Origin of the sequence: Thermoflexibacter ruber (genome assembly GCF_900113045.1) — a bacterium.
In the GTDB taxonomy this organism is placed as follows: Bacteria; Bacteroidota; Bacteroidia; order Cytophagales; family Thermoflexibacteraceae; genus Thermoflexibacter; species Thermoflexibacter ruber.
In genome coordinates this window covers 109,312-127,842 of the sequence record NZ_FONY01000006.1, presented here as the reverse complement: position 1 = coordinate 127,842, position 18,531 = coordinate 109,312, and the positions used below count along the sequence as shown (strand labels likewise).

Sequence of the window (18,531 nt, the reverse complement as noted above, 5' to 3'; positions counted from 1 at the left end):
AAATAAAACAAAAAAGCCTTTCTACTCCAATGTAGAGGGGCTTTTTTGTTTTGAAGCATAGAAAAGTCAAACTCCTAAATAAATTTTGGGTAAATTAACTGCCATAGAAGATTGTTAGATAACTAAAATATTTGAAATGATAGTGGTTTGAGAATACAAGTTTGAGGTGGTTTGATAACTCTATCGCCTAAAACAGCGTATTTATTTATAAAATTTGTAAAATCTAAATTTTATAACAATATGGAAAACAACGAGATAAAAGAAGTAAAAAAGAAAGAATTCTCTCTCTCAAATAAATTTTTTTATGGGTACTTGTATTTTAGTATAGCAGGAAGCATAATAACAGCCTTTTTAAGTTTTGCTTATTTGCATCATCATTATTGGAATCGACCAAAAACTGCAATAGAATATACTATTTTTATCGGTATAGCTTGTTTTCTTGGTCTTTTCTTTCTACCAGACTTATTGAAAAGTATTTATAAAAAGGTAATGAATTTATTTAAGTAAAATTATGGTGAAAATCAAATTCTTAGCAAATTAAAATAAGTTGCATTGTTAACGGAACTAAAAAATATATGGATTATTTTGCTATAAAGCGGTCATTCCTAACGAAATTTTAAATACAGTAATGTTTTGAAAATCATAATTTTAAATTGAACTGATATGGAAACACATCTGCATAGAATTACTATTAACCCACTTATTTCGCATGGGAAACCAACCATTCGCAATAAGCGGTATCCTGTGGAAGCAATCTTAGAATACTTAGCAGGAGGCGATACAGTAGAAGACTTATTAGCAGAGTTTGAAGATTTGGAAAGAGAGGATATTTTGGCTTGTCTTCAGTATGCTTTGTTATCTGTAAGAGCCAAAAATTTACCGACAACTATGGCATAGTATGAAGTTTATATTAGATGCTCATATTCCGCCAAGCTTGCAGACTTTTTTGATTGAAAAAGGCTTTGATACTTCGCATACAAGAGATTTGCCTTTGCAAAATGAAACAGATGATAGGGAAATTATTAAAATTTCTATGCAAGAGGAGAGGATTGTTGTAACAAAAGACAGTGATTTTTTTGATACTTTCCTTTTAAAGAAACAGCCTTATAAAATTCTTTTTATCCAAACAGGCAATATGAGTACAAAGGATTTGAAAGCTGTTTTTGAAAGTTATTTAGATGAAATTGTAGCTGCTTTACAAAATTATGAAGTAGTAAATTTGTATAAAGATAAAGTAACTCCTTTGCTTTAAAAATCAATTTTTTTTTACAAAGCGGTCATTCCTAACGGAATTTTAAATGCAGCAATATTTTGAAAATCAAATTCTTAATAGAAACAGTACAAAAATAAATATTCCGTTAGGAATTAAATATTGGTAGAAAAATCATAAGACATCTGTGAGTGTGCTGTTAGGTACACCACCATATATAGTTCCTATGGAACATAATTTTTTTGATAGGTAAATTTTTCTACCAATATCTCGTTCCTTTGGGACATAATGATATGGATTTGAAATTAACTTACAAAAACTGACTATCAGTCATTTTTTGACGAACTATAAAAAAAATGAACCGAATTATAGAATTTTTGCCAATTTGATTCATTAAATTTGTAAAAAATACAAGTTTGAATACAAAAGTTTGAAATGGTTGAATAACCACTTCAAACAATGTCAAACTACCTCAAACAATGTCTAATAACAACCAACAACTAACAATTAACTATTAAACTATCCAACTTTTTAAGAATATATGGAAACACTGTTGCAAGAAGTAACTACGGAAAAAAAACCAAGCAGTCAGAAATTAAATATCACGGGAGCGGAGGCTGTTGTACTTTCCCTTTTAGCAGAAGGCGTAGAATGCGTTTTTGGCTACCCTGGGGGAGCTATTATGCCTGTCTATGATGCCTTCTATCACTACCAAGACAAACTAAAGCACTACTTAGTCCGCCATGAGCAGGGGGCTATCCACGCTGCACAGGGCTATGCCAGAGTAAAAGGCAAAGCAGGAGTAGCTATTGCTACCTCCGGACCTGGAGCGACCAACCTCATTACAGGCATCGCCGATGCGATGATAGACTCTACACCTGTGGTCTGCATTACAGGTCAGGTTTTCCGACACTTGCTTGGTTCTGACGCTTTTCAGGAAGTAGATGTGATTAGTGTTTCTTTGCCGATAACCAAGTGGAATTTTCAAGTTACCAGAGCAGAGGAAATCCCTACTGCTATCGCCAAAGCCTTTTATATTGCCCAGAGTGGTCGTCCCGGTCCTGTGCTGATTGACATTACTAAAAATGCGCAAAATGAACGTTTTGATTTTGAATACCATAAATGTACTAAAATTCGTAGCTACTTCCCTCGCCGTAAAGTGGACATGAACGCAGTAGAGGCAGCGGCTGACTTGCTCAATAGTGCTAAAAAACCTTTGATGTTGGTAGGGCAAGGCGTGATACTTTCCAAAGCAGAAAAGGAACTCAAAGAATTTGCTGAGAAATCGGGGATTCCTGTGGCAAGTACCTTGCTTGGTTTGTCTGCTTTCTCTACCAAACACCCGCTTTACGTAGGCTATTTGGGAATGCACGGAAACTACGGACCCAATATCAAAACCAATGAATGTGATGTGCTTTTGGCAGTGGGAATGCGTTTTGATGACCGAGTTACAGGCGATTTGAAGACTTACGCCAAGCAAGCCAAAGTGATTCACATAGAAATAGACCCGGCGGAAATAGATAAAAACGTAAAAACCACAGTAGCTATTATTGCCGATGCTAAAGAAGCCTTAATAGCTTTGACTGAAAAAGTAACTCCAAAATCCTACCCAGACTGGCTACAGGAGTTTGCAGATGCAGATAGAATTGAGTATGAGAAAGTAGTGAGTAAAGATTTTGCCCCTAATACAGAAAAAATCAAGATGGCGGAAGTCATTAAAATGCTTTCTGATAAAACTGAAGGCAAGGCAATCATAGCTACTGACGTAGGGCAGCACCAAATGACCACAACTCGCTATTACCAATTCACCGAAACAGACAGCAATATCACCTCAGGGGGGGCAGGGACCATGGGCTTTTGCTTGCCCGCTGCCATCGGTGCAAAAGTGGGCAGACCTGACCGCCAAGTAATAGCTATTATCGGTGATGGAGGTTTCCAAATGACTATGCAAGAGTTAGGCGTAATTATGCAATACAAAATTCCTGTAAAAATCATCATATTGAATAACAATTTCTTAGGCATGGTTCGCCAGTGGCAGCAGCTCTTTTTTGACAATCGTTACTCGTCAGTGGATATGGAAAACCCTGATTTTATCAAGTTAGCAGAAGCATTTTCTATCAAAGCCCAAAAAGTAGAAACACGAGAAGAATTGAGCAGTGCCTTAGATGCCATGCTCGAGAGTCCAGAGGCTTATTTCTTGGAAATCTGCGTAGAAAAAGAAACCAATGTATTCCCTATGGTACCTGCGGGTGCAGGGGTAGGGGATATTAGGTTAGAATGAAGTTAGTTCATGGTTTGTCTAAAAATCATTGGGAAGGTTTAGTTGTCAAGATAGGATTTTGTGCAAATATTTTGTAAATTTATGCTTTAAAAAGGTAATTATTATGGCATATAGCGATTTTACTATGACTGAACTTTCTAAGAAATTTGGTCTAAAAGAAAAAAAAGCACACCTCTTTTCTTTGCAAGCAATTACGCCTTTACCACCAAGTGAAAGTTTAGTTCGAGATTTGGAAGAAGCTGCACTGCTTCCTATACTTAGTGAAAAAGCAAAATCAGAAAACATGATTGCTCCCATTCTGCGTGAGGTTTGGCGAAAAAGCGACCGTCAGTTTCATTTTTATTCTGGCTATTCTTTTAATATCTCAGAAGAAGACAAATTAGTTGGGGTTTGTGATTATCTATTCAGCACAGAGCAAAGTATAGAGATTCGTTCTATAGTTTTTTGTGTAGTTGAGGCAAAAAACAGAGCAATAGAGGAAGGCATACCACAAGCATTTGCAGAAATGTATGCCGCACAAATTTTTAATCTTCGCAACGATAAGCCTACCCCTATTATCTATGGCTGTGTAACAAACGGATATGATTGGCTTTTTCTAAAATTAGACCATCAAGATGCTTACATTGACTTGCAACGTTATTATAGTGGGACTAACGAACTTCCTATTTTGTTGAGTATTTTAAAACAAATAGCTGATTTTTATATGAAAAAGGATTGAGGTACATTAAACTCTTAACCATAAACAACATGAATTTACCTTTTGACGAAAAACATTTTCAAAAACTAAAAGAGAGTGGAGTAGCCCTAAATATTGAGGAAGTTTTTAAGAAAATCCACCAAGAAAACCATTGGGGGGACGGCGAGTCAGTGTCTGGGCAAGGCTCTAATAGCGAGCAAACAGCTACTATTTCCGTAGAAGTACCTAAGCTATTGGCAGAATTGGGCATAGAAACCCTCCTTGATGCCCCTTGTGGCGACTTTGGCTGGATTAGCAAAGTTGATTTGCCCGTAAAAAAATACATCGGGGCAGACATAGTGCCAGAGGTCATCACCAAACATAATGAGCAACATGCCCCCTTAGCCAATGCCACAAAGCAAACGCATTACCAATTTCTTGTCTTGGATATTACCAATGATGCACTCCCCGAGGCAGAGCTAATGCTTTGCAGGGATTGTTTGGTGCATTTGTCTTTTGCAGACATTCACCGATTTCTCGAGAATCTGAAGAAAAGCAATATTAAATATCTTTTAACGACAAGTTTTCCCGATAGAACTGAAAATCAGGACATCGTTACAGGAGATTGGCGTACTTTAAACTTGGAGATTGCCCCTTTTCATTTTCCTAAACCTTTGAAAGTCATTAATGAAAACTGTACGGAAGGCGATGGAAATTATAAAGATAAGTCTTTAATTCTTTGGAAAATTACAAATATTTAGTTTTATCACTTACTAAGAGAAGACACGTAATACCCCATGACGAGATTTTGATATGTATTCTATTAAATTTCTTCATGGTTTATTGTCTTCGTGGAAAAAATAAAAAAATGGAAAATAAAAAATTTACCATTTCTGTTTTTACAGAAAATACCATTGGCTTACTGCACCGAGTAACTACGGTTTTTACTCGCAGAAAAATTAACATAGAAAGCCTTACCGTTTCAGAAACGGAAACTCAGGGCGTTAGTCGCTTTACCATTGTGGTCAATGGGAGTTATGACAAAATCGCCCAAGTAGTCAAGCAAATAGAAAAGCAAGTAGAAGTACTGAAATGCTTTTTCTACGAAGACGAGCAGATTGTCTATCAAGAGTTAGCACTTTACAAGATGCCTACCAAAGTATTTGCCAATAGCGAATCTGTGGAAGACATCATTAGGGAGAGCAATGCAAGGGTTTTAGCGATTGAGCCTGAGTTTATCGTGATAGAAAAAACAGGCAGAGAACATGAAACTCAAGCCCTTTTCAAGAAATTAGAACCTTTTGGGATTTTGAGTTTTGTGCGCTCAGGCAGGGTAGCGATTGCCAAGCCGATGAAACGCTTGCAAACCCACTTGGAGGAGTTGGAAAGTGTGTCGCTCTTTGAATAGTATAGTTGTGTAGGAGTAAGATTTGGCGGATTCATTTGCTTAGAGATAAAAAATATGAAACCTCTATGTAAATATCTTAGCAATTTATTAACTTGCCATTGATACAAATGATGTTTCAAAGAATTAATTTTGAGCATTGTATGTACTTTCTGACTTTTTAAAAATATTTTAGAACAACCTTTTCAGTGGTGATTGACAGAAAAAGTCAAAACCACGAAAAGTAAGTGTCTAACTTAATTCATCTTGAATAAAAAGTAACAAGAAAGTGTATTTTTACGTTTGTTGTGGCATAGTAGAAACTTTTTATTACCGATTATGGAGATTTCAACATTGAACCCCACTATTTCCCCTTTGAGAAACAATGGCTACATAGACATGGAGAACTATCCATTGGCTTATGAAGCTACCTTAGAAAAATTGCAGATAGAACTTGTAAGCCTCCAACGATGGGTGCAAGAGAACCATAAAAGAGTATTGTTGATTTTTGAGGGAAGAGATACCGCAGGCAAGGGAGGGGCTATTTTTCGCTTTACCCAATACCTTAACCCCAGAGCTATGCGCGTAGTAGCTATGCCTAAACCTACCGAAGTAGAAAAAGGGCAATGGTTTTTCCAAAGATACATCAAAGAACTTCCTAATCCGGGAGAAATGGTTTTTTTTGACAGAAGTTGGTACAATAGAGGCGTAGTAGAGCCTGTCATGGGTTTTTGCACAGAGGAACAGTACCAATTATTTTTACAGCAAGTACCTATGGTTGAGAAAATGTTAGTCGATGACGGTATTCTACTCATCAAGTTTTGGTTCTCCATAGACATAGAAGAACAAAAACGCCGACTAATAGCACGCCAAACCAATCCACTTAAACAGTGGAAGATTAGCACAATAGATATGGAAGCCCAAAAAAAATGGTCAGAGTTTACTATTTACAAAGATAAAATGTTTGATGCTACTCACCGTACATACAGCCCTTGGGTCATTATCAAAGGGAACAGCAAGGAAAAAGCACGCTTGGAATCTATCAAATACGTATTGAGAACGATTAATTACAGGGAAAAGGAGGAAATCGCTGATTTGATAGCCCCAGACCCTACTATCATTAGTTTGTATCAACCTGTGATTACAGACCCGTACTAATCAATATGAAAGAACAAGCAACTTTTGCCCCACGAAGCACAGTAGAAACTAAAATACCAAGACAAGCCCCTCTATTAGAAAAAAGTGCCTCTATTACCGTCATAGGTGCGGGGGCTTTTGGAGGCTGGACGGCATTATTCTTACTTAGAAATGGCTTTAAAGTTACCCTTATAGATGCGTGGGGAGCAGGAAACTCTCGTTCAAGTTCGGGAGATGAAACCAGAGTTACTCGCTCCACCTACGGCGCTAATGAAGCTTATTTTGACCTCAATGTCAGGGCTTTAGAGTTGTGGAAAACTCATCAAAAATTGTGGAACAAATCCTTATTTTTCAACTCAGGGATTTTGTGGTTTTGCTACGAAGCCCATCCGCCTATCATAGAAGATAGCTTACCTTTTATGCAAAAACATGGCTTAGCATACCAATACATTCCTTTGCAAGAAGCAAAACAGCGATTTCCGCACATTTACGTAGATGACCTACATCATTTGGTTTTTGACCCCTATGGTGGCTATCTCAAAGCTCGTGAAAGCTGTCAAGCAGTCCAAGAAGCCTTCGTCAAAGAGGGTGGAACGTATCTCCAAGCCCAAGTTAGTCCTGCTACTATCAAGAATGAAAGATTAGAAAACATAAGACTATCTGATGGAAGTATTTGGCAATCACATGTTTTTATCTTTGCTTGTGGCTCGTGGTTAGGGCAAATTTTCCCTGAGGTATTAGGGGAGGTCATTACTTGCACCAAGCAAGAAGCGTATTATTTTGGCGTACCTGCTTCCCATGCTGCCTTGTTTGACGGTATGCCTGTTTGGGTAGATTTAGATGGCGAAAATTTTTATTATGGTATTCCTGCCAATGCTGCTCGTGGTTTCAAGATTGGGGTGGACAAAAGAGGAGAAATTTTTGACCCTACATGTAGCAATCGTTTCTTGAATCAAGAAGTTTTTATCAAAGCCTCTCAGTTTATTTCTCATAGATTCCCTGCCCTCAAAAATGCTCCTTTGGTAGAAAACAGGGTTTGTCCATATGAAAATTCTCCCGATGGAAACTTTATTTTAGATACGCACCCAGAGGCAGGTAACTGTTGGTTCTTAGGCGGTGGTACGGGACATGGCTTCAAGCACGCGCCTGCTTTAGGCGAATTAGCTGCTCAGATAATTAGTGGGCAAAAGCCCCTACACCCTTTGTTTCAGATGAGGTAGGGGCGTTAGCCCACCTAAGGCAATTCCACATTTTCTACATTAATAAACTGAATCTGTCCATTCTCCAACACTACTCCCACGGGCGTATCTTTGTTAATTTTTCCGCTTAGGATTTCTTTGGAAAGTTCATTTAACAACTGTTTTTGCAAGATGCGTTTGAGTGGTCTTGCCCCAAACTGAGGGTCAAAACCTAAATCTGCCAAATAAGATAACACTTCTGGGGCTACTTCTAACACAATGCCTGCCGCATCCATGCGTTTTTGAATTTGCTTCACTTGAATATCTACAATCTTACGCATATCCTTCTTAGACAAAGGCTTAAACATAATTATCTCATCTATGCGGTTCAAAAACTCAGGGCGAATATTGGCTTTCAACAGATTCATCACCTCTTTTTTGGTTTGCTCCACTATGCTTTCCTCATTGAACGGAGAAATCAACTCAAAGCGTTCTCTAATAAGGTCAGAACCCATATTTGAGGTCATGATGATAATAGTATTTTTAAAATTGGCTACTCTGCCTTTATTGTCTGTAAGCCGCCCTTCGTCAAGCACTTGTAAGAGTACGTTGAAAGCGTCGGGGTGTGCTTTTTCTATTTCATCTAACAAAATCACAGAATAAGGTCTTCTTCGCACTGCTTCGGTAAGTTGCCCGCCTTCATCGTAGCCTACGTAGCCCGGAGGTGCCCCTATCAAACGGCTCACGGCGTGTCTTTCCTGATACTCAGACATATCTATTCGCACCATAGCATTCTCATCATCAAACAGGAACTCTGCCAAAGCCTTTGCCAATTCGGTTTTTCCTACACCTGTCGTTCCTAAGAAAATGAATGAACCAATAGGGCGTTTAGGGTCTTGCAAACCTGCCCTGCTTCGGCGAACTGCATCAGCTACCGCAGTAATAGCTTCTTCCTGTCCTGCGACTCTTTTACCTAATTCTGCCTCTAAGTTCAGTAGTTTTTCTCTTTCGCTTTGCAACATTTTGCTCACGGGGATTCCCGTCCACTTAGCGACTACCTCAGCGATATCTTCGGCAGTAACAACCTCTTTGAGCATACTCTTTTCTTTAGAAAGGGTATCAAATTGATGTTGTAAATCTTTGATTTTCTGCAAAGTTTCTGGAATTTTTCCATATTCCAATTCCGCTACCCTGCCTAAGTCTGCTTCTCGCCTTGCCTGCTCTGCCTCTTGCTTGTAGCGTTCTACATTTTCTTTTTCTTGTTGCAAGTTACTGATAATCTCTTTTTCCTGTTTCCATTTGCCTTGCATAGAAGTTCTCTGCTCCTCCAATTCTGCAATTTGGGCAGATAAAACTCTTTCTTTTTCTACATCATTTTCTCGCCTAATCGCCTCTCTCTCAATTTCTAACTGCATGATTTTGCGATTTACCTCGTCCAGTTCTTCTGGCATAGAGTCTATTTCTATTCGCAATCGGGCAGCCGCCTCGTCCATAAGGTCTATTGCCTTATCTGGCAAAAACCTATCAGAAATATAGCGGTCAGAAAGTTGGACAGAAGCAATAATTGCATCGTCTTTGATTTGTACGCCATGATGTACCTCGTATTTGTCTTTGATACCTCTTAGGATAGAAATAGAATCTTCCACACTTGGCTCGTCCACCATAACTGCTTGGAAACGACGCTCTAAGGCTTTATCCTTTTCTATGTATTTTTGGTATTCCTTCAAAGTTGTCGCCCCGATTGCGTGCAGCTCACCTCTTGCTAAGGCTGGCTTCAGCAAGTTTGCCGCATCCATAGCCCCTTCGCCTCCACCAGCACCTATCAAAGTATGAATCTCATCTATAAAAAGTACAATTTGCCCATCAGAATCTATCACTTCCTTGATGACGGATTTCAAGCGTTCCTCAAATTCGCCTTTGTATTTTGCTCCTGCCACCAGTAAGCCCATGTCCAAAGATACCAAAGTTACTCCTTTCAAATTTTCAGGAACATCTCCATTGACGATACGCTGTGCCAAGCCCTCTACAATAGCCGTTTTACCTACCCCCGGCTCACCAAGTAAAATAGGATTATTTTTAGTTCTGCGAGAAAGAATTTGCAAAACGCGACGAATTTCCTCATCTCTGCCTATCACGGGGTCTATTTTACCCTGTCGTGCCAATTCATTGAGATTTTTGGAATAACGCTCTAAACTTCTGTACTTGGTTTCTGCATCTTGGTCTTTGACCGAAGTATTCCCTCGCAAAGATTTTATCGCTTCTATCAAGTATTTTTCTGTGAAGCCTACTTCCTTCATCAAGTCTGCTACCTTGTCTTTGCCTGCTAACAATCCTAAAAGTATATGCTCTATGGTGATAAACTCATCTTTGAAAGGTTTTAAATAGTTCTGTGCCTTTTGCAAGGCTGCATGAGCATCATTAGACAAATAAGGGGAGGTACTGCTCGACTTAGGGTAGTTGTTAATAAACTGTTCTAATTTGCTGTCTAACAGATTCTTATTGACACCCAATTTCTTAATAAGAAAATTGGTAATATTTTCATCAGTTTCTAAAACAGCTTTCAAGATATGTCCTGTTTCCACGATTTGTTGTCCTCGTGAACTTGCCATGCTTGCCGCTTGCTGTATTGCTTCTTGTGCTTTAATTGTGAAATTATCAAAGTTCATAGTTGTTAAAGTAAAAGTTTTTACTTCATTTTAACAAAAGTATTGCCACAGTAATTTCAATAAAAAAAGCTGTCAAAATTTCAGGATTTTCAAAAAAACAGAGCAAAACTAAGACAAAATGACTTATTTCTCTACAAGTTCCTGCCCCAAAGTCTCTCTAATTGCTGATTCTATTTCTTCTATGATTTGTTCGTTGGTCTTACCTTCGCGGTTTATTGCAGGAAGAATATTGGCTTTGACGTGTACGCCAAAAGGGATAGGAGCGGCATTGTAGCGCATGAGCTTCCATGCACCGTCTATTGCTACAGGCACAACCGTAGCTGTAGGCATAGAACGCAAGAGCATCAGTAATCCCTGCGATTTGAAAGTTTTAAGCTCGCCATTTCGAGAGCGGGTACCTTCGGGGAAAATACAACCTGCATAATTATTTTTGTTGAGGTATTCTGCAAACTCTTTGATGGCAGTAAGGGCTTGACGAGCATCTTTGCGGTCTATGGTAACAGAGCCTCCATTTCTAATGTTATAAGAAATACTTGGGATTCCTCTTGCCAATTCTTGTTTTGCAACAAATTTTGGGTGATGTTTTTTGAGCAGGCAACCTATAATAGGAATGTCGAACATGCTTTGGTGATTGCTCACAATAATCATGGGACGGTCTAAGGGAAAAGGATTATCTGGCATAACAAAGGTGTACTGAACCCCCATGAGATAAAGGCTATTAAGCAAGGAGTGCATTAATACATCTACGCTATTTTTAAGGGCTTGATAGCCAAATAACTTATGTGTAATCCACAAGATTGGATGGAAGAAACAAAGAATAAAAAAGAAAACTATTGCATAAAAGGGTGTAATGAGCCAACCAAGAATTTTACGCCACATAGAGCAATAAGAAAGTTAGTAAACAGTTAATAATCAACAATTAATACTTTTAATATAAAAGCAATAGCTTAGTTCAAAGCTGTTAAGGTTGTCAAAGGTAGTGAGTATTTTTATTAAAATCCATAGTGCATTTAGATTTCTTTTATAATTTTGCTTCGCAAATGCGTGCATTGATAAGTAAAACAAAATGCTTAGTATTTGATGACTAATTAGTTAGACTTATTTTTTTATTTATTTATCTAATAGCTTAACACAAATTTATGGCAACAAATAGGACTTTTACCATGATAAAGCCTGATGCTTATGAGGCTGGTAATAGCGGAGCAATTATCAAAATGATTGAGGAGGCTGGATTTAGAATTGTGGCGGCAAAACTTACTCGCCTTACAGAAGAGCGTGCAGGTCAGTTTTATGCAGTCCACAAAGAAAGACCTTTTTATCAAGACCTTTGTAAGTACATGTCTTCAGGAAATATTTTTGCGATGATTTTAGAAAAAGAAAATGCAGTAGCAGACTTCCGCAAGTTGATAGGAGCAACGAATCCTGCTAACGCAGAGGCTGGTACTATCCGCAAAATTTTTGCTCAATCTATTGAAAAAAATGCCGTACATGGCTCTGACTCAGATGAGAATGCAGCCATAGAGGGTGCATTTTTCTTTGCAGGAACTGAGCAGTTCTAAGCATATAAATAGAATTAAAAAGCCCTTCCTTTTACGATGACGGGCTTTTTAATTTTCTTTTACTACAGCACTAAAAACTGACTCAAATAGTTGCGACTTGTTAAAATAGCAGTTTGTACGTCTTCCTTAGAGCCTTCATAGGCTTTGTCCTCTACTTCTATACACACTGCCCCTCTATAACGAACAGTGGTCAAGGCAGAGAAAAATTCCCTCCATCGCACATCTCCCAGTCCCGGTAGCTTAGGCGAATGATATTCCAAGGGATAAGCCATGATGCCTACTCGGTTGAGTTTGTCTTTGAATACTTTGGCATCTTTGAGGTGAATATGGTGCAATCGGTCTTTGTAATCGTAAAGAGGTTGCACTTCGTCCATCATTTGCCAAATTAGGTGCGAAGGGTCATAGTTTAGTCCTAAGATAGGAGAAGGTATGATTTCAAACATCCTGTCCCAAATGGCGGGAGTAGTTGCCAGATTCTTCCCGCCGGGCCACTCATCATTGGTGAATAACATAGGGCAGTTCTCTATCCCAATTTTTACATTACATTCCTCTGCTACTTTGATTATAGGCTTCCAATGATATTCAAATAGTTGCAGATTTTCAGCTACATTTTTAAAAGGATTTCTACCAATAAAAGTATTCATTACAGGAATCTCCAACTTAGCAGCAGCACGGATTACTTTCTTGATATGTTCAATGTAAAACTCTGACTTTTCTTTGTCAGGGTCAAGAGGATTAGGATAATAGCCTAAGCCAGAGATAAATACTTCATTTTTTTTAAGCGTTTTATGGATTTGCTTTATCTCTTTTTCTGTCAAATCTTCTACGTTGATGTGTGTAACGCCTGCATAACGCCTTTTGTCCGTATTGTCTGAAGGCCAGCACATTATTTCCACACACGAAAACTTATTTTTAGCGGCAAATTCTACTACTTCTTCAAAGCTACTTTCTGCCAAAATAGCACTTACAAATCCGAGTGATAACATGTTGTTTATAATTAGGTTATGAGTGATTAAAACTTTTATAGATACATTGCCAAGTAAATAAATTTTATAGAGAGAAACAAGTATCCTAAAAATTAAATGTACTTGACTCTGAACGAGCGTTGTGAAGTTTCTTTTTCATTTTTTCAAAGATTTCAGGTTCTTGGTTTACCAAGTTATTTTTTTCACCTGTATCTTTTTTTAAGTTATAAAGTTCATAGACTTGTTTTTTTACAAAATAAATGAGTTTGTAGTCGCCTTCTTGCAGTGCCTGCCAACCTCCTTGTTCGTGAAATTCCCAATACATATTAGTTTTGCGTTTTATCTGTTTTTTCCCCGTTAAAGTTGGTACAATGGAAATGCCGTCTATGTCTTTGGGTGGTGCTACCCCAGCCAATTCACAAGCAGTCGGCAGAAAATCCCACTGAGCCGTAGGAAAATCAGAAATGCCACCTTTCTTGATTTTGCCTTCCCAGCAAACTAACAAAGGAGCCAGAATCCCACCTTCGTAGGGGCTTCGCTTAAAACCTCTGTACCTGTTTTTTTGCACAAACCTTTCTGGTATATCTTCCGTAGAGCCGTTGTCGCTTGAGAAAAAGATGATGGTATTTTCTGCAATACCTTTTTTCTCTAATTTTTGCATAATCTGACCTATATAATCGTCCATTCGGCTAATCGTAGCGGCATAGTTTTTTTCCAATTCTGTCCAGTCCTCATTTTCATAAGGTTTCAAAGTAGGCGATTGGAAGCGGATTTCTTTGGGTGCTTCGCCATTGTTATGAGGCAAAGTATAAGCAAGATAAAGGAAAAAAGGTTTTTTGCTTGCATATTCTTCTATAAACTTCAAGCCTTCTTGGGTAAATAAATCGTTTGCATATTCTGCTTTGTTCTCCTCTGGGGTATAACTTCCTAAACCTCTACTCCATGTAGTTTGAGTAGGTTCCCAGATAACTTTATTTTTCAGATATTCTTTTTGCCCATTTCTCAGCAAATATTCAGGAAAGTTATTATGAGCAAGGATTTGGTCTAAAAATCCATAATAAGCATCAAAACCTTGCTTGGTAGGTTCGCCTGAGGTTCCCTCAATGCCTAATCCCCATTTTCCAGATAAAAAAGTTTGATAACCTGCTTGCTTGAGTAGTTCGGCTACGGTTAGAGTCTGGTCTGATATAGGCATTTGTCCGTGAGGGATGGCTTGTTTGTTTCCTCTTACTTCGCAGTTGCCTGTATGCTTACCCGTCATCAAAGCACATCGCGAAGGGGCGCATACTGAAGTTCCTGCGTAATGCTTGGAAAATTTCATGCCTTCCTGAGCCATTTTGGTCAAGTGAGGAGTCTTAAAAATAGTGTTTCCATAAGGTGCTATTTCCTCAATACCCAAGTCGTCCATGAGAATATAGATGATGTTTGGTTTAGGAGTATTTTTTTGCGCCCAGATAACTTGTGTAAGAAAAAGAAGTAAAAAATATAGGTATTTCTTCATAATAGTATTGGTTTTGTTTGAGATTACATAACACTGAAAAAAAGCAAATTTTAACTAAGAAGGGTTTTCAAAGCACATATAATCAAATCTTTTAAAATTTCAAAGTTTTAAAGGGTTTATTTTTTTATACAATTTTTTATACTTTTTTTTTTGATAATTATTTACAGAGATTTTACTATATTTACCCTAAACTTAGCAAAATATGTGGCAAGAAGAAAACAACCAATTAATCAAAACTTTTACTTTCAAAGACTTCATAGAGGCATTTGGCTTTATGACCAAAGTGGCTTTTATCGCTGAGAAAATGAACCACCATCCAGAGTGGACAAACATATACAACAGAGTTCAAATCAGACTTAGTACTCATGATGCAGGTAATATCGTTACAGACAAAGACCGTACATTGGCAAAAGAAATAGATAAATTATTAGTTTAATATTTTACAAATCAAATCTCAAAACATTTACATTTTTTACTTTTCTGTAATTTATACTCACACTTAGCTGATTTTTATGAAAGAGGGATTTTTTGTTTTCCCTTTCATTAGATTATATTTTGAAAGCAAAATATTTTTGCTGAGTATAAATAAAGAAATACAGCAAATCAAGAGGATGTTTTTTTACTTAAAACGACGACAGAAGATGACACAGACCTTAGAGAAAGACGTTACGTCGACGTTAAAAGAGAGCCTCAAATCTGTTTTTGGCTATACCCAATTTCGAGGAAATCAAGAGGCAATTATTAAGAACGTATTTGCAAAAAAGAATACATTTGTCATTATGCCCACAGGGGCAGGTAAGTCTTTGTGTTACCAACTTCCTGCGGTAGTATTGGAAGGTACGGCAATAGTGATTTCTCCTTTGATTGCCTTGATGAAAAATCAAGTCGACCAACTCAATGCCTTAGGTGTAAATGCACAGTTTTTAAACTCGACCCTTTCTAAAGCAGAAATTACCAAAGTAAAAAAAGAAACCCTTAGTGGAGAGGTAAAACTGCTTTATGTAGCCCCTGAGTCTTTGACCAAAGAAGAGAATATCAACTTTTTGAAAAATGCTAAGGTTTCTTTTGTAGCCATAGACGAGGCACACTGTATTTCAGAGTGGGGACACGATTTCAGACCTGAATACCGAAAAATCAAAAGTATCATAGACCAAATTGGTAGATTTCCTATTATTGCCCTGACCGCTACAGCTACGCCCAAAGTGCAATTAGATATTCAGAAAAACTTGCAAATGGAAGATGCAGATATTTTTATCTCCTCTTTCAACCGTCCTAACTTGCACTATGAGGTAAAGCCTAAAATCAATACTCGAAAGCAACTCATCAAGTTCATCAAACAGCACAAAGGCAAGTCAGGCATTGTCTATTGCTTGAGCAGAAAAAAAGTAGAGGAAATTGCCGAGTTTCTCAAAGTCAATGACATTAAGGCTTTACCTTATCATGCGGGATTAGATGCAGAGGTAAGAATGCACAACCAAGACGCATTTCTGAACGAAGATGTGGACGTGATTGTCGCTACTATTGCTTTTGGTATGGGTATAGACAAGCCCGATGTGCGTTTTGTAATTCACTATGATACACCTAAATCCTTAGAAGGCTATTATCAAGAAACAGGAAGAGCAGGTAGGGACGGATTAGAGGGGCATTGCCTTATGTTTTATAGCCCTAATGACATCTTGAAGTTAGAAAAATTCAACAAAGATAAATCTGTTACCGAAAGAGATAATGCCAAACACCTGCTTGCAGAGATGTCTTCGTATGCAGAATCTTCTGTATGCCGACGCAGACAGTTGCTGCACTATTTTGGAGAAAGATATGATGACCACTTGTGCAACGAAAGCGGAGGCTGCGACAACTGTCATGTCCCCAAAGAAAAACTGTTTGAAGCAAAAGAAAAACTGATTTTAGTATTAGAAACTGCTATCAAAACAGGGCAAAGATTTAATGCTGAGCATTTAGTTGATGTCATTAGAGGAGTGGCAAATGAATATGCCATAAGCTATGGACATACCCAGCTTCCTGTATTCGGCAAGGGGAAAGACGAAGATGCTAAAGTATGGTTATCGGTGGTAAGGCAGGCACTCCTTTACGAATTTTTGGTCAAAGATATTGATAATATCGGTGTACTAAAAATAGGTGAAAAAGGAGAAAAGTTCTTACAAAGACCTTCCCCTATTACTTTTGCCAAAGACCACGATTACTCCGATACAGAAAGTGAAGATGATGATGTAGAGCAAAACAATCTTCCTCAAACTCGCTCTTATGACGAGGTTCTCTATGACTTACTCAAAGGACTTCGTAGAAAAGTAGCTAAGCAAATGTCCTTGCCTCCTTATGTGATTTTCCAAGACCCCTCCTTAGAAGAAATGGCGACCACTTACCCAACTACCATGGAGGAGTTAGCCCAAATCAACGGAGTGGGTCAAGGCAAAGCCCGCAAATTTGGAAAACAGTTTGTAGAACTGATTTCCAAATACGTAGAAGAAAACGAGATAGAAACAGCTTCTGATGTGGTAGTGAAATCTATGGTCAATAAGTCTAAAATTAAGATATTCATTATCCAACAGATAGACCGAAAGGTAGATTTAGAAGAAATCTGTGAAGCCAAAGGAGTAAGTATGCAGGAAGTCATAGAAGAGATTGAACATATTTGTTACTCTGGAACAAAGCTTAACTTAGACTACTATATCAATCAAATCATGGACAAGGATAGGCAGCAAGAAATCTACGACTACTTCATGGGGGCAGAAACCGATAACATTTCTGTAGCCTTAGGAGAATTAGGCGAAGATGAATACTCTGAAGAAGAATTGAGGCTCATGAGGATTAAATTCCTATCAGAAGTAGCTTTATAAAAAAACACATTTACAAGGCTTTATGCTTTGTAAATGTGTCTTGATTTGGACATTCTAACTTGAAAAAAATACTACCCACTAACTACCTCTCGCACTCCTGACCATCTTCTCTGCCATTTCCCACATTTCAGGGGTAAGCATATCTAAGTAATTAAACTCTCCTGCTCCTTTTAACCACTCACCACCGTCAATCGTAATGACTTCTCCATTTACGTAAGCACTAAAATCTGAAACCAAATAAGCCGCTAAGTTAGCTAACTCCTGATGCTCCCCTACACGCCCCACGGGTATTTTCTTTTCTATTTTCATCATTTCTCTAAGATTTTCAGGAAAAAGCCTATCCCATGCCCCCTTTGTAGGGAAAGGACCAGGAGCAATGGCATTAGAGCGAATCCCATATTTTGCCCACTCTACGGCCAAAGAGCGAGTAAGCGCAAGTACTCCCGCTTTGGCACAAGCAGAAGGCACTACATACGCCGAGCCTGTCCAAGCATAAGTAGTAACTATGTTAAGAATAGTGCCTTTTTGTTTTTGCTCTATCCAATGCTTCCCTATAGCTAAGGTAAAATTATAAGTCCCCTGTAAAACAATGCCTATAATAGTGTCAAAAGCTTTGGCAGATAGTCTTTCAGTAGGGCTAATAAAATTTCCTGCTGCATTATTTACCAATACATCTATTTTTCCCCATTTTTCTAAAATGGCTTGTAAAGTTTTTTCTACTTTTAGGTAATCCCTGACATCACATTCCAGAGGCAGCACTTCTCCGCCTGTTTCCTCTGCCAATTCTTTTGCTGTCTGCTCTAATACATCTAATTTACGGCTGGCAATGACTACTTTTGCTCCAAGTTGGAGGAAGTACCTGCTCATAGACCTCCCCAAGCCTGTTCCGCCTCCTGTAACTAATATTACTTTGTCTTTCAAGGCGTTGTCTTTTAACATTGGTTCTTGATACATATTGTTTTGAGTTGATAGTGAAAAATATATTGCTTATTCTTGGTTATAATCACTCAATTAGTCTATTATCTTTTTAGATAATGATTTTGGAACACAGATTTTACGGATTAGACAAATTTCCACTGATGAATCTCCCCAAAATCCATGTTTTATTACAAAAAAGCA

Annotated in this window: 17 protein-coding genes; 12 read left to right on the top strand and 5 right to left on the bottom strand. The window is 38.0% G+C overall.

What is annotated here, in order from left to right:
* Window positions 1–240 precede the first annotated feature (240 nt).
* The 9 genes from BM141_RS05025 to BM141_RS04985 all read left to right on the top strand — a co-directional run bounded on the left by BM141_RS05025 (window position 241) and on the right by BM141_RS04985 (window position 7,908).
* On the top strand, window positions 241–507 hold the full coding sequence (locus BM141_RS05025) for a hypothetical protein (RefSeq protein WP_091541081.1): 267 nt from the start codon (window positions 241–243) through the stop codon (window positions 505–507).
* Window positions 508–663: 156 nt separating this feature from the next.
* Complete coding sequence (locus BM141_RS05020) at window positions 664–897, top strand: DUF433 domain-containing protein (RefSeq protein ID WP_091541078.1); 234 nt, start codon at window positions 664–666, stop codon at window positions 895–897.
* A 1-nt stretch (window position 898) separates the two neighbouring features.
* Entirely contained in the window at window positions 899–1,252 is a 354-nt protein-coding gene (locus BM141_RS05015) for a DUF5615 family PIN-like protein (protein WP_091541074.1), read from the top strand.
* A 499-nt stretch (window positions 1,253–1,751) separates the two neighbouring features.
* Window positions 1,752–3,491, top strand: a complete 1,740-nt coding sequence (gene ilvB / locus BM141_RS05010; protein ID WP_091541071.1) for a biosynthetic-type acetolactate synthase large subunit — start codon at window positions 1,752–1,754, stop codon at window positions 3,489–3,491.
* Window positions 3,492–3,594: 103 nt separating this feature from the next.
* Window positions 3,595–4,209, top strand: a complete 615-nt coding sequence (locus BM141_RS05005; protein WP_091541067.1) for a hypothetical protein — start codon at window positions 3,595–3,597, stop codon at window positions 4,207–4,209.
* A gap of 29 nt (window positions 4,210–4,238) precedes the next feature.
* Window positions 4,239–4,928, top strand: coding sequence for a class I SAM-dependent methyltransferase (locus BM141_RS05000; protein WP_143090803.1), 690 nt, complete (start codon window positions 4,239–4,241; stop codon window positions 4,926–4,928).
* A gap of 107 nt (window positions 4,929–5,035) precedes the next feature.
* Window positions 5,036–5,575 carry an acetolactate synthase small subunit gene (gene ilvN, locus BM141_RS04995; RefSeq protein WP_091541248.1) on the top strand — a complete coding sequence of 180 codons (540 nt, stop codon included), beginning with the start codon at window positions 5,036–5,038 and terminating at the stop codon, window positions 5,573–5,575.
* Window positions 5,576–5,890: 315 nt separating this feature from the next.
* Window positions 5,891–6,709 (top strand): polyphosphate kinase 2, encoded by an 819-nt coding sequence (ppk2, locus tag BM141_RS04990; protein WP_245763986.1) that lies wholly within the window; start codon window positions 5,891–5,893, stop codon window positions 6,707–6,709.
* A 5-nt stretch (window positions 6,710–6,714) separates the two neighbouring features.
* Window positions 6,715–7,908, top strand: a complete 1,194-nt coding sequence (locus tag BM141_RS04985; protein ID WP_091541060.1) for an NAD(P)/FAD-dependent oxidoreductase — start codon at window positions 6,715–6,717, stop codon at window positions 7,906–7,908.
* Between the two features lie 14 nt (window positions 7,909–7,922).
* Here BM141_RS04985 and clpB read toward each other — a convergent pair whose 3' ends face one another.
* Together clpB and BM141_RS04975 are read right to left on the bottom strand one after the other, a co-directional pair.
* On the bottom strand, window positions 7,923–10,532 hold the full coding sequence (gene clpB / locus BM141_RS04980; RefSeq protein WP_091541057.1) for an ATP-dependent chaperone ClpB: 2,610 nt from the start codon (window positions 10,530–10,532) through the stop codon (window positions 7,923–7,925).
* 123 nt (window positions 10,533–10,655) lie between these two features.
* Window positions 10,656–11,411: a lysophospholipid acyltransferase family protein gene (locus BM141_RS04975; protein WP_091541055.1), complete on the bottom strand. Its 756-nt coding sequence runs from the start codon at window positions 11,409–11,411 to the stop codon at window positions 10,656–10,658.
* Window positions 11,412–11,671: 260 nt separating this feature from the next.
* On the opposite strand from BM141_RS04975, the gene BM141_RS04970 reads away from it, so the two are divergent.
* Window positions 11,672–12,091 carry a nucleoside-diphosphate kinase gene (locus tag BM141_RS04970; protein ID WP_091541052.1) on the top strand — a complete coding sequence of 140 codons (420 nt, stop codon included), beginning with the start codon at window positions 11,672–11,674 and terminating at the stop codon, window positions 12,089–12,091.
* A 62-nt stretch (window positions 12,092–12,153) separates the two neighbouring features.
* Here BM141_RS04970 and BM141_RS04965 read toward each other — a convergent pair whose 3' ends face one another.
* Together BM141_RS04965 and BM141_RS04960 are read right to left on the bottom strand one after the other, a co-directional pair.
* Window positions 12,154–13,077 carry a sugar phosphate isomerase/epimerase family protein gene (locus BM141_RS04965; protein WP_091541048.1) on the bottom strand — a complete coding sequence of 308 codons (924 nt, stop codon included), beginning with the start codon at window positions 13,075–13,077 and terminating at the stop codon, window positions 12,154–12,156.
* Between the two features lie 85 nt (window positions 13,078–13,162).
* Window positions 13,163–14,557, bottom strand: coding sequence for an arylsulfatase (locus tag BM141_RS04960; protein ID WP_091541045.1), 1,395 nt, complete (start codon window positions 14,555–14,557; stop codon window positions 13,163–13,165).
* Window positions 14,558–14,759: 202 nt separating this feature from the next.
* Between BM141_RS04960 and BM141_RS04955 the strand changes: the two genes are divergently transcribed.
* Together BM141_RS04955 and recQ are read left to right on the top strand one after the other, a co-directional pair.
* Window positions 14,760–14,993 (top strand): 4a-hydroxytetrahydrobiopterin dehydratase, encoded by a 234-nt coding sequence (locus tag BM141_RS04955; protein ID WP_091541042.1) that lies wholly within the window; start codon window positions 14,760–14,762, stop codon window positions 14,991–14,993.
* A 205-nt stretch (window positions 14,994–15,198) separates the two neighbouring features.
* Window positions 15,199–17,412, top strand: coding sequence for a DNA helicase RecQ (gene recQ, locus BM141_RS04950; RefSeq protein WP_091541243.1), 2,214 nt, complete (start codon window positions 15,199–15,201; stop codon window positions 17,410–17,412).
* Window positions 17,413–17,490: 78 nt separating this feature from the next.
* Here the strand turns inward: recQ and BM141_RS04945 are convergent, their stop codons facing one another.
* Window positions 17,491–18,366, bottom strand: coding sequence for an SDR family oxidoreductase (locus BM141_RS04945; protein ID WP_245763985.1), 876 nt, complete (start codon window positions 18,364–18,366; stop codon window positions 17,491–17,493).
* Between the last annotated feature and the right edge of the window lie 165 nt (window positions 18,367–18,531).

Bases quoted from the DNA above. Each gene is read 5' to 3' on its own strand.
- BM141_RS05015 (WP_091541074.1), top strand. From the start codon at position 899: ATGAAGTTTATATTAGATGCTCATATTCCGCCAAGCTTGCAGACTTTT.
- BM141_RS05025 (WP_091541081.1), top strand. From the start codon at position 241: ATGGAAAACAACGAGATAAAAGAAGTAAAAAAGAAAGAATTCTCTCTC.
- BM141_RS04945 (WP_245763985.1), bottom strand. From the start codon at position 18,366: ATGTATCAAGAACCAATGTTAAAAGACAACGCCTTGAAAGACAAAGTA.
- ppk2 (WP_245763986.1), top strand. From the start codon at position 5,891: ATGGAGATTTCAACATTGAACCCCACTATTTCCCCTTTGAGAAACAAT.
- BM141_RS04970 (WP_091541052.1), top strand. From the start codon at position 11,672: ATGGCAACAAATAGGACTTTTACCATGATAAAGCCTGATGCTTATGAG.
- BM141_RS05020 (WP_091541078.1), top strand. From the start codon at position 664: ATGGAAACACATCTGCATAGAATTACTATTAACCCACTTATTTCGCAT.
- ilvB (WP_091541071.1), top strand. From the start codon at position 1,752: ATGGAAACACTGTTGCAAGAAGTAACTACGGAAAAAAAACCAAGCAGT.
- BM141_RS04960 (WP_091541045.1), bottom strand. From the start codon at position 14,557: ATGAAGAAATACCTATATTTTTTACTTCTTTTTCTTACACAAGTTATC.
- BM141_RS05000 (WP_143090803.1), top strand. From the start codon at position 4,239: ATGAATTTACCTTTTGACGAAAAACATTTTCAAAAACTAAAAGAGAGT.
- recQ (WP_091541243.1), top strand. From the start codon at position 15,199: ATGACACAGACCTTAGAGAAAGACGTTACGTCGACGTTAAAAGAGAGC.
- BM141_RS04985 (WP_091541060.1), top strand. From the start codon at position 6,715: ATGAAAGAACAAGCAACTTTTGCCCCACGAAGCACAGTAGAAACTAAA.
- ilvN (WP_091541248.1), top strand. From the start codon at position 5,036: ATGGAAAATAAAAAATTTACCATTTCTGTTTTTACAGAAAATACCATT.
- clpB (WP_091541057.1), bottom strand. From the start codon at position 10,532: ATGAACTTTGATAATTTCACAATTAAAGCACAAGAAGCAATACAGCAA.
- BM141_RS05005 (WP_091541067.1), top strand. From the start codon at position 3,595: ATGGCATATAGCGATTTTACTATGACTGAACTTTCTAAGAAATTTGGT.
- BM141_RS04955 (WP_091541042.1), top strand. From the start codon at position 14,760: ATGTGGCAAGAAGAAAACAACCAATTAATCAAAACTTTTACTTTCAAA.
- BM141_RS04975 (WP_091541055.1), bottom strand. From the start codon at position 11,411: ATGTGGCGTAAAATTCTTGGTTGGCTCATTACACCCTTTTATGCAATA.
- BM141_RS04965 (WP_091541048.1), bottom strand. From the start codon at position 13,077: ATGTTATCACTCGGATTTGTAAGTGCTATTTTGGCAGAAAGTAGCTTT.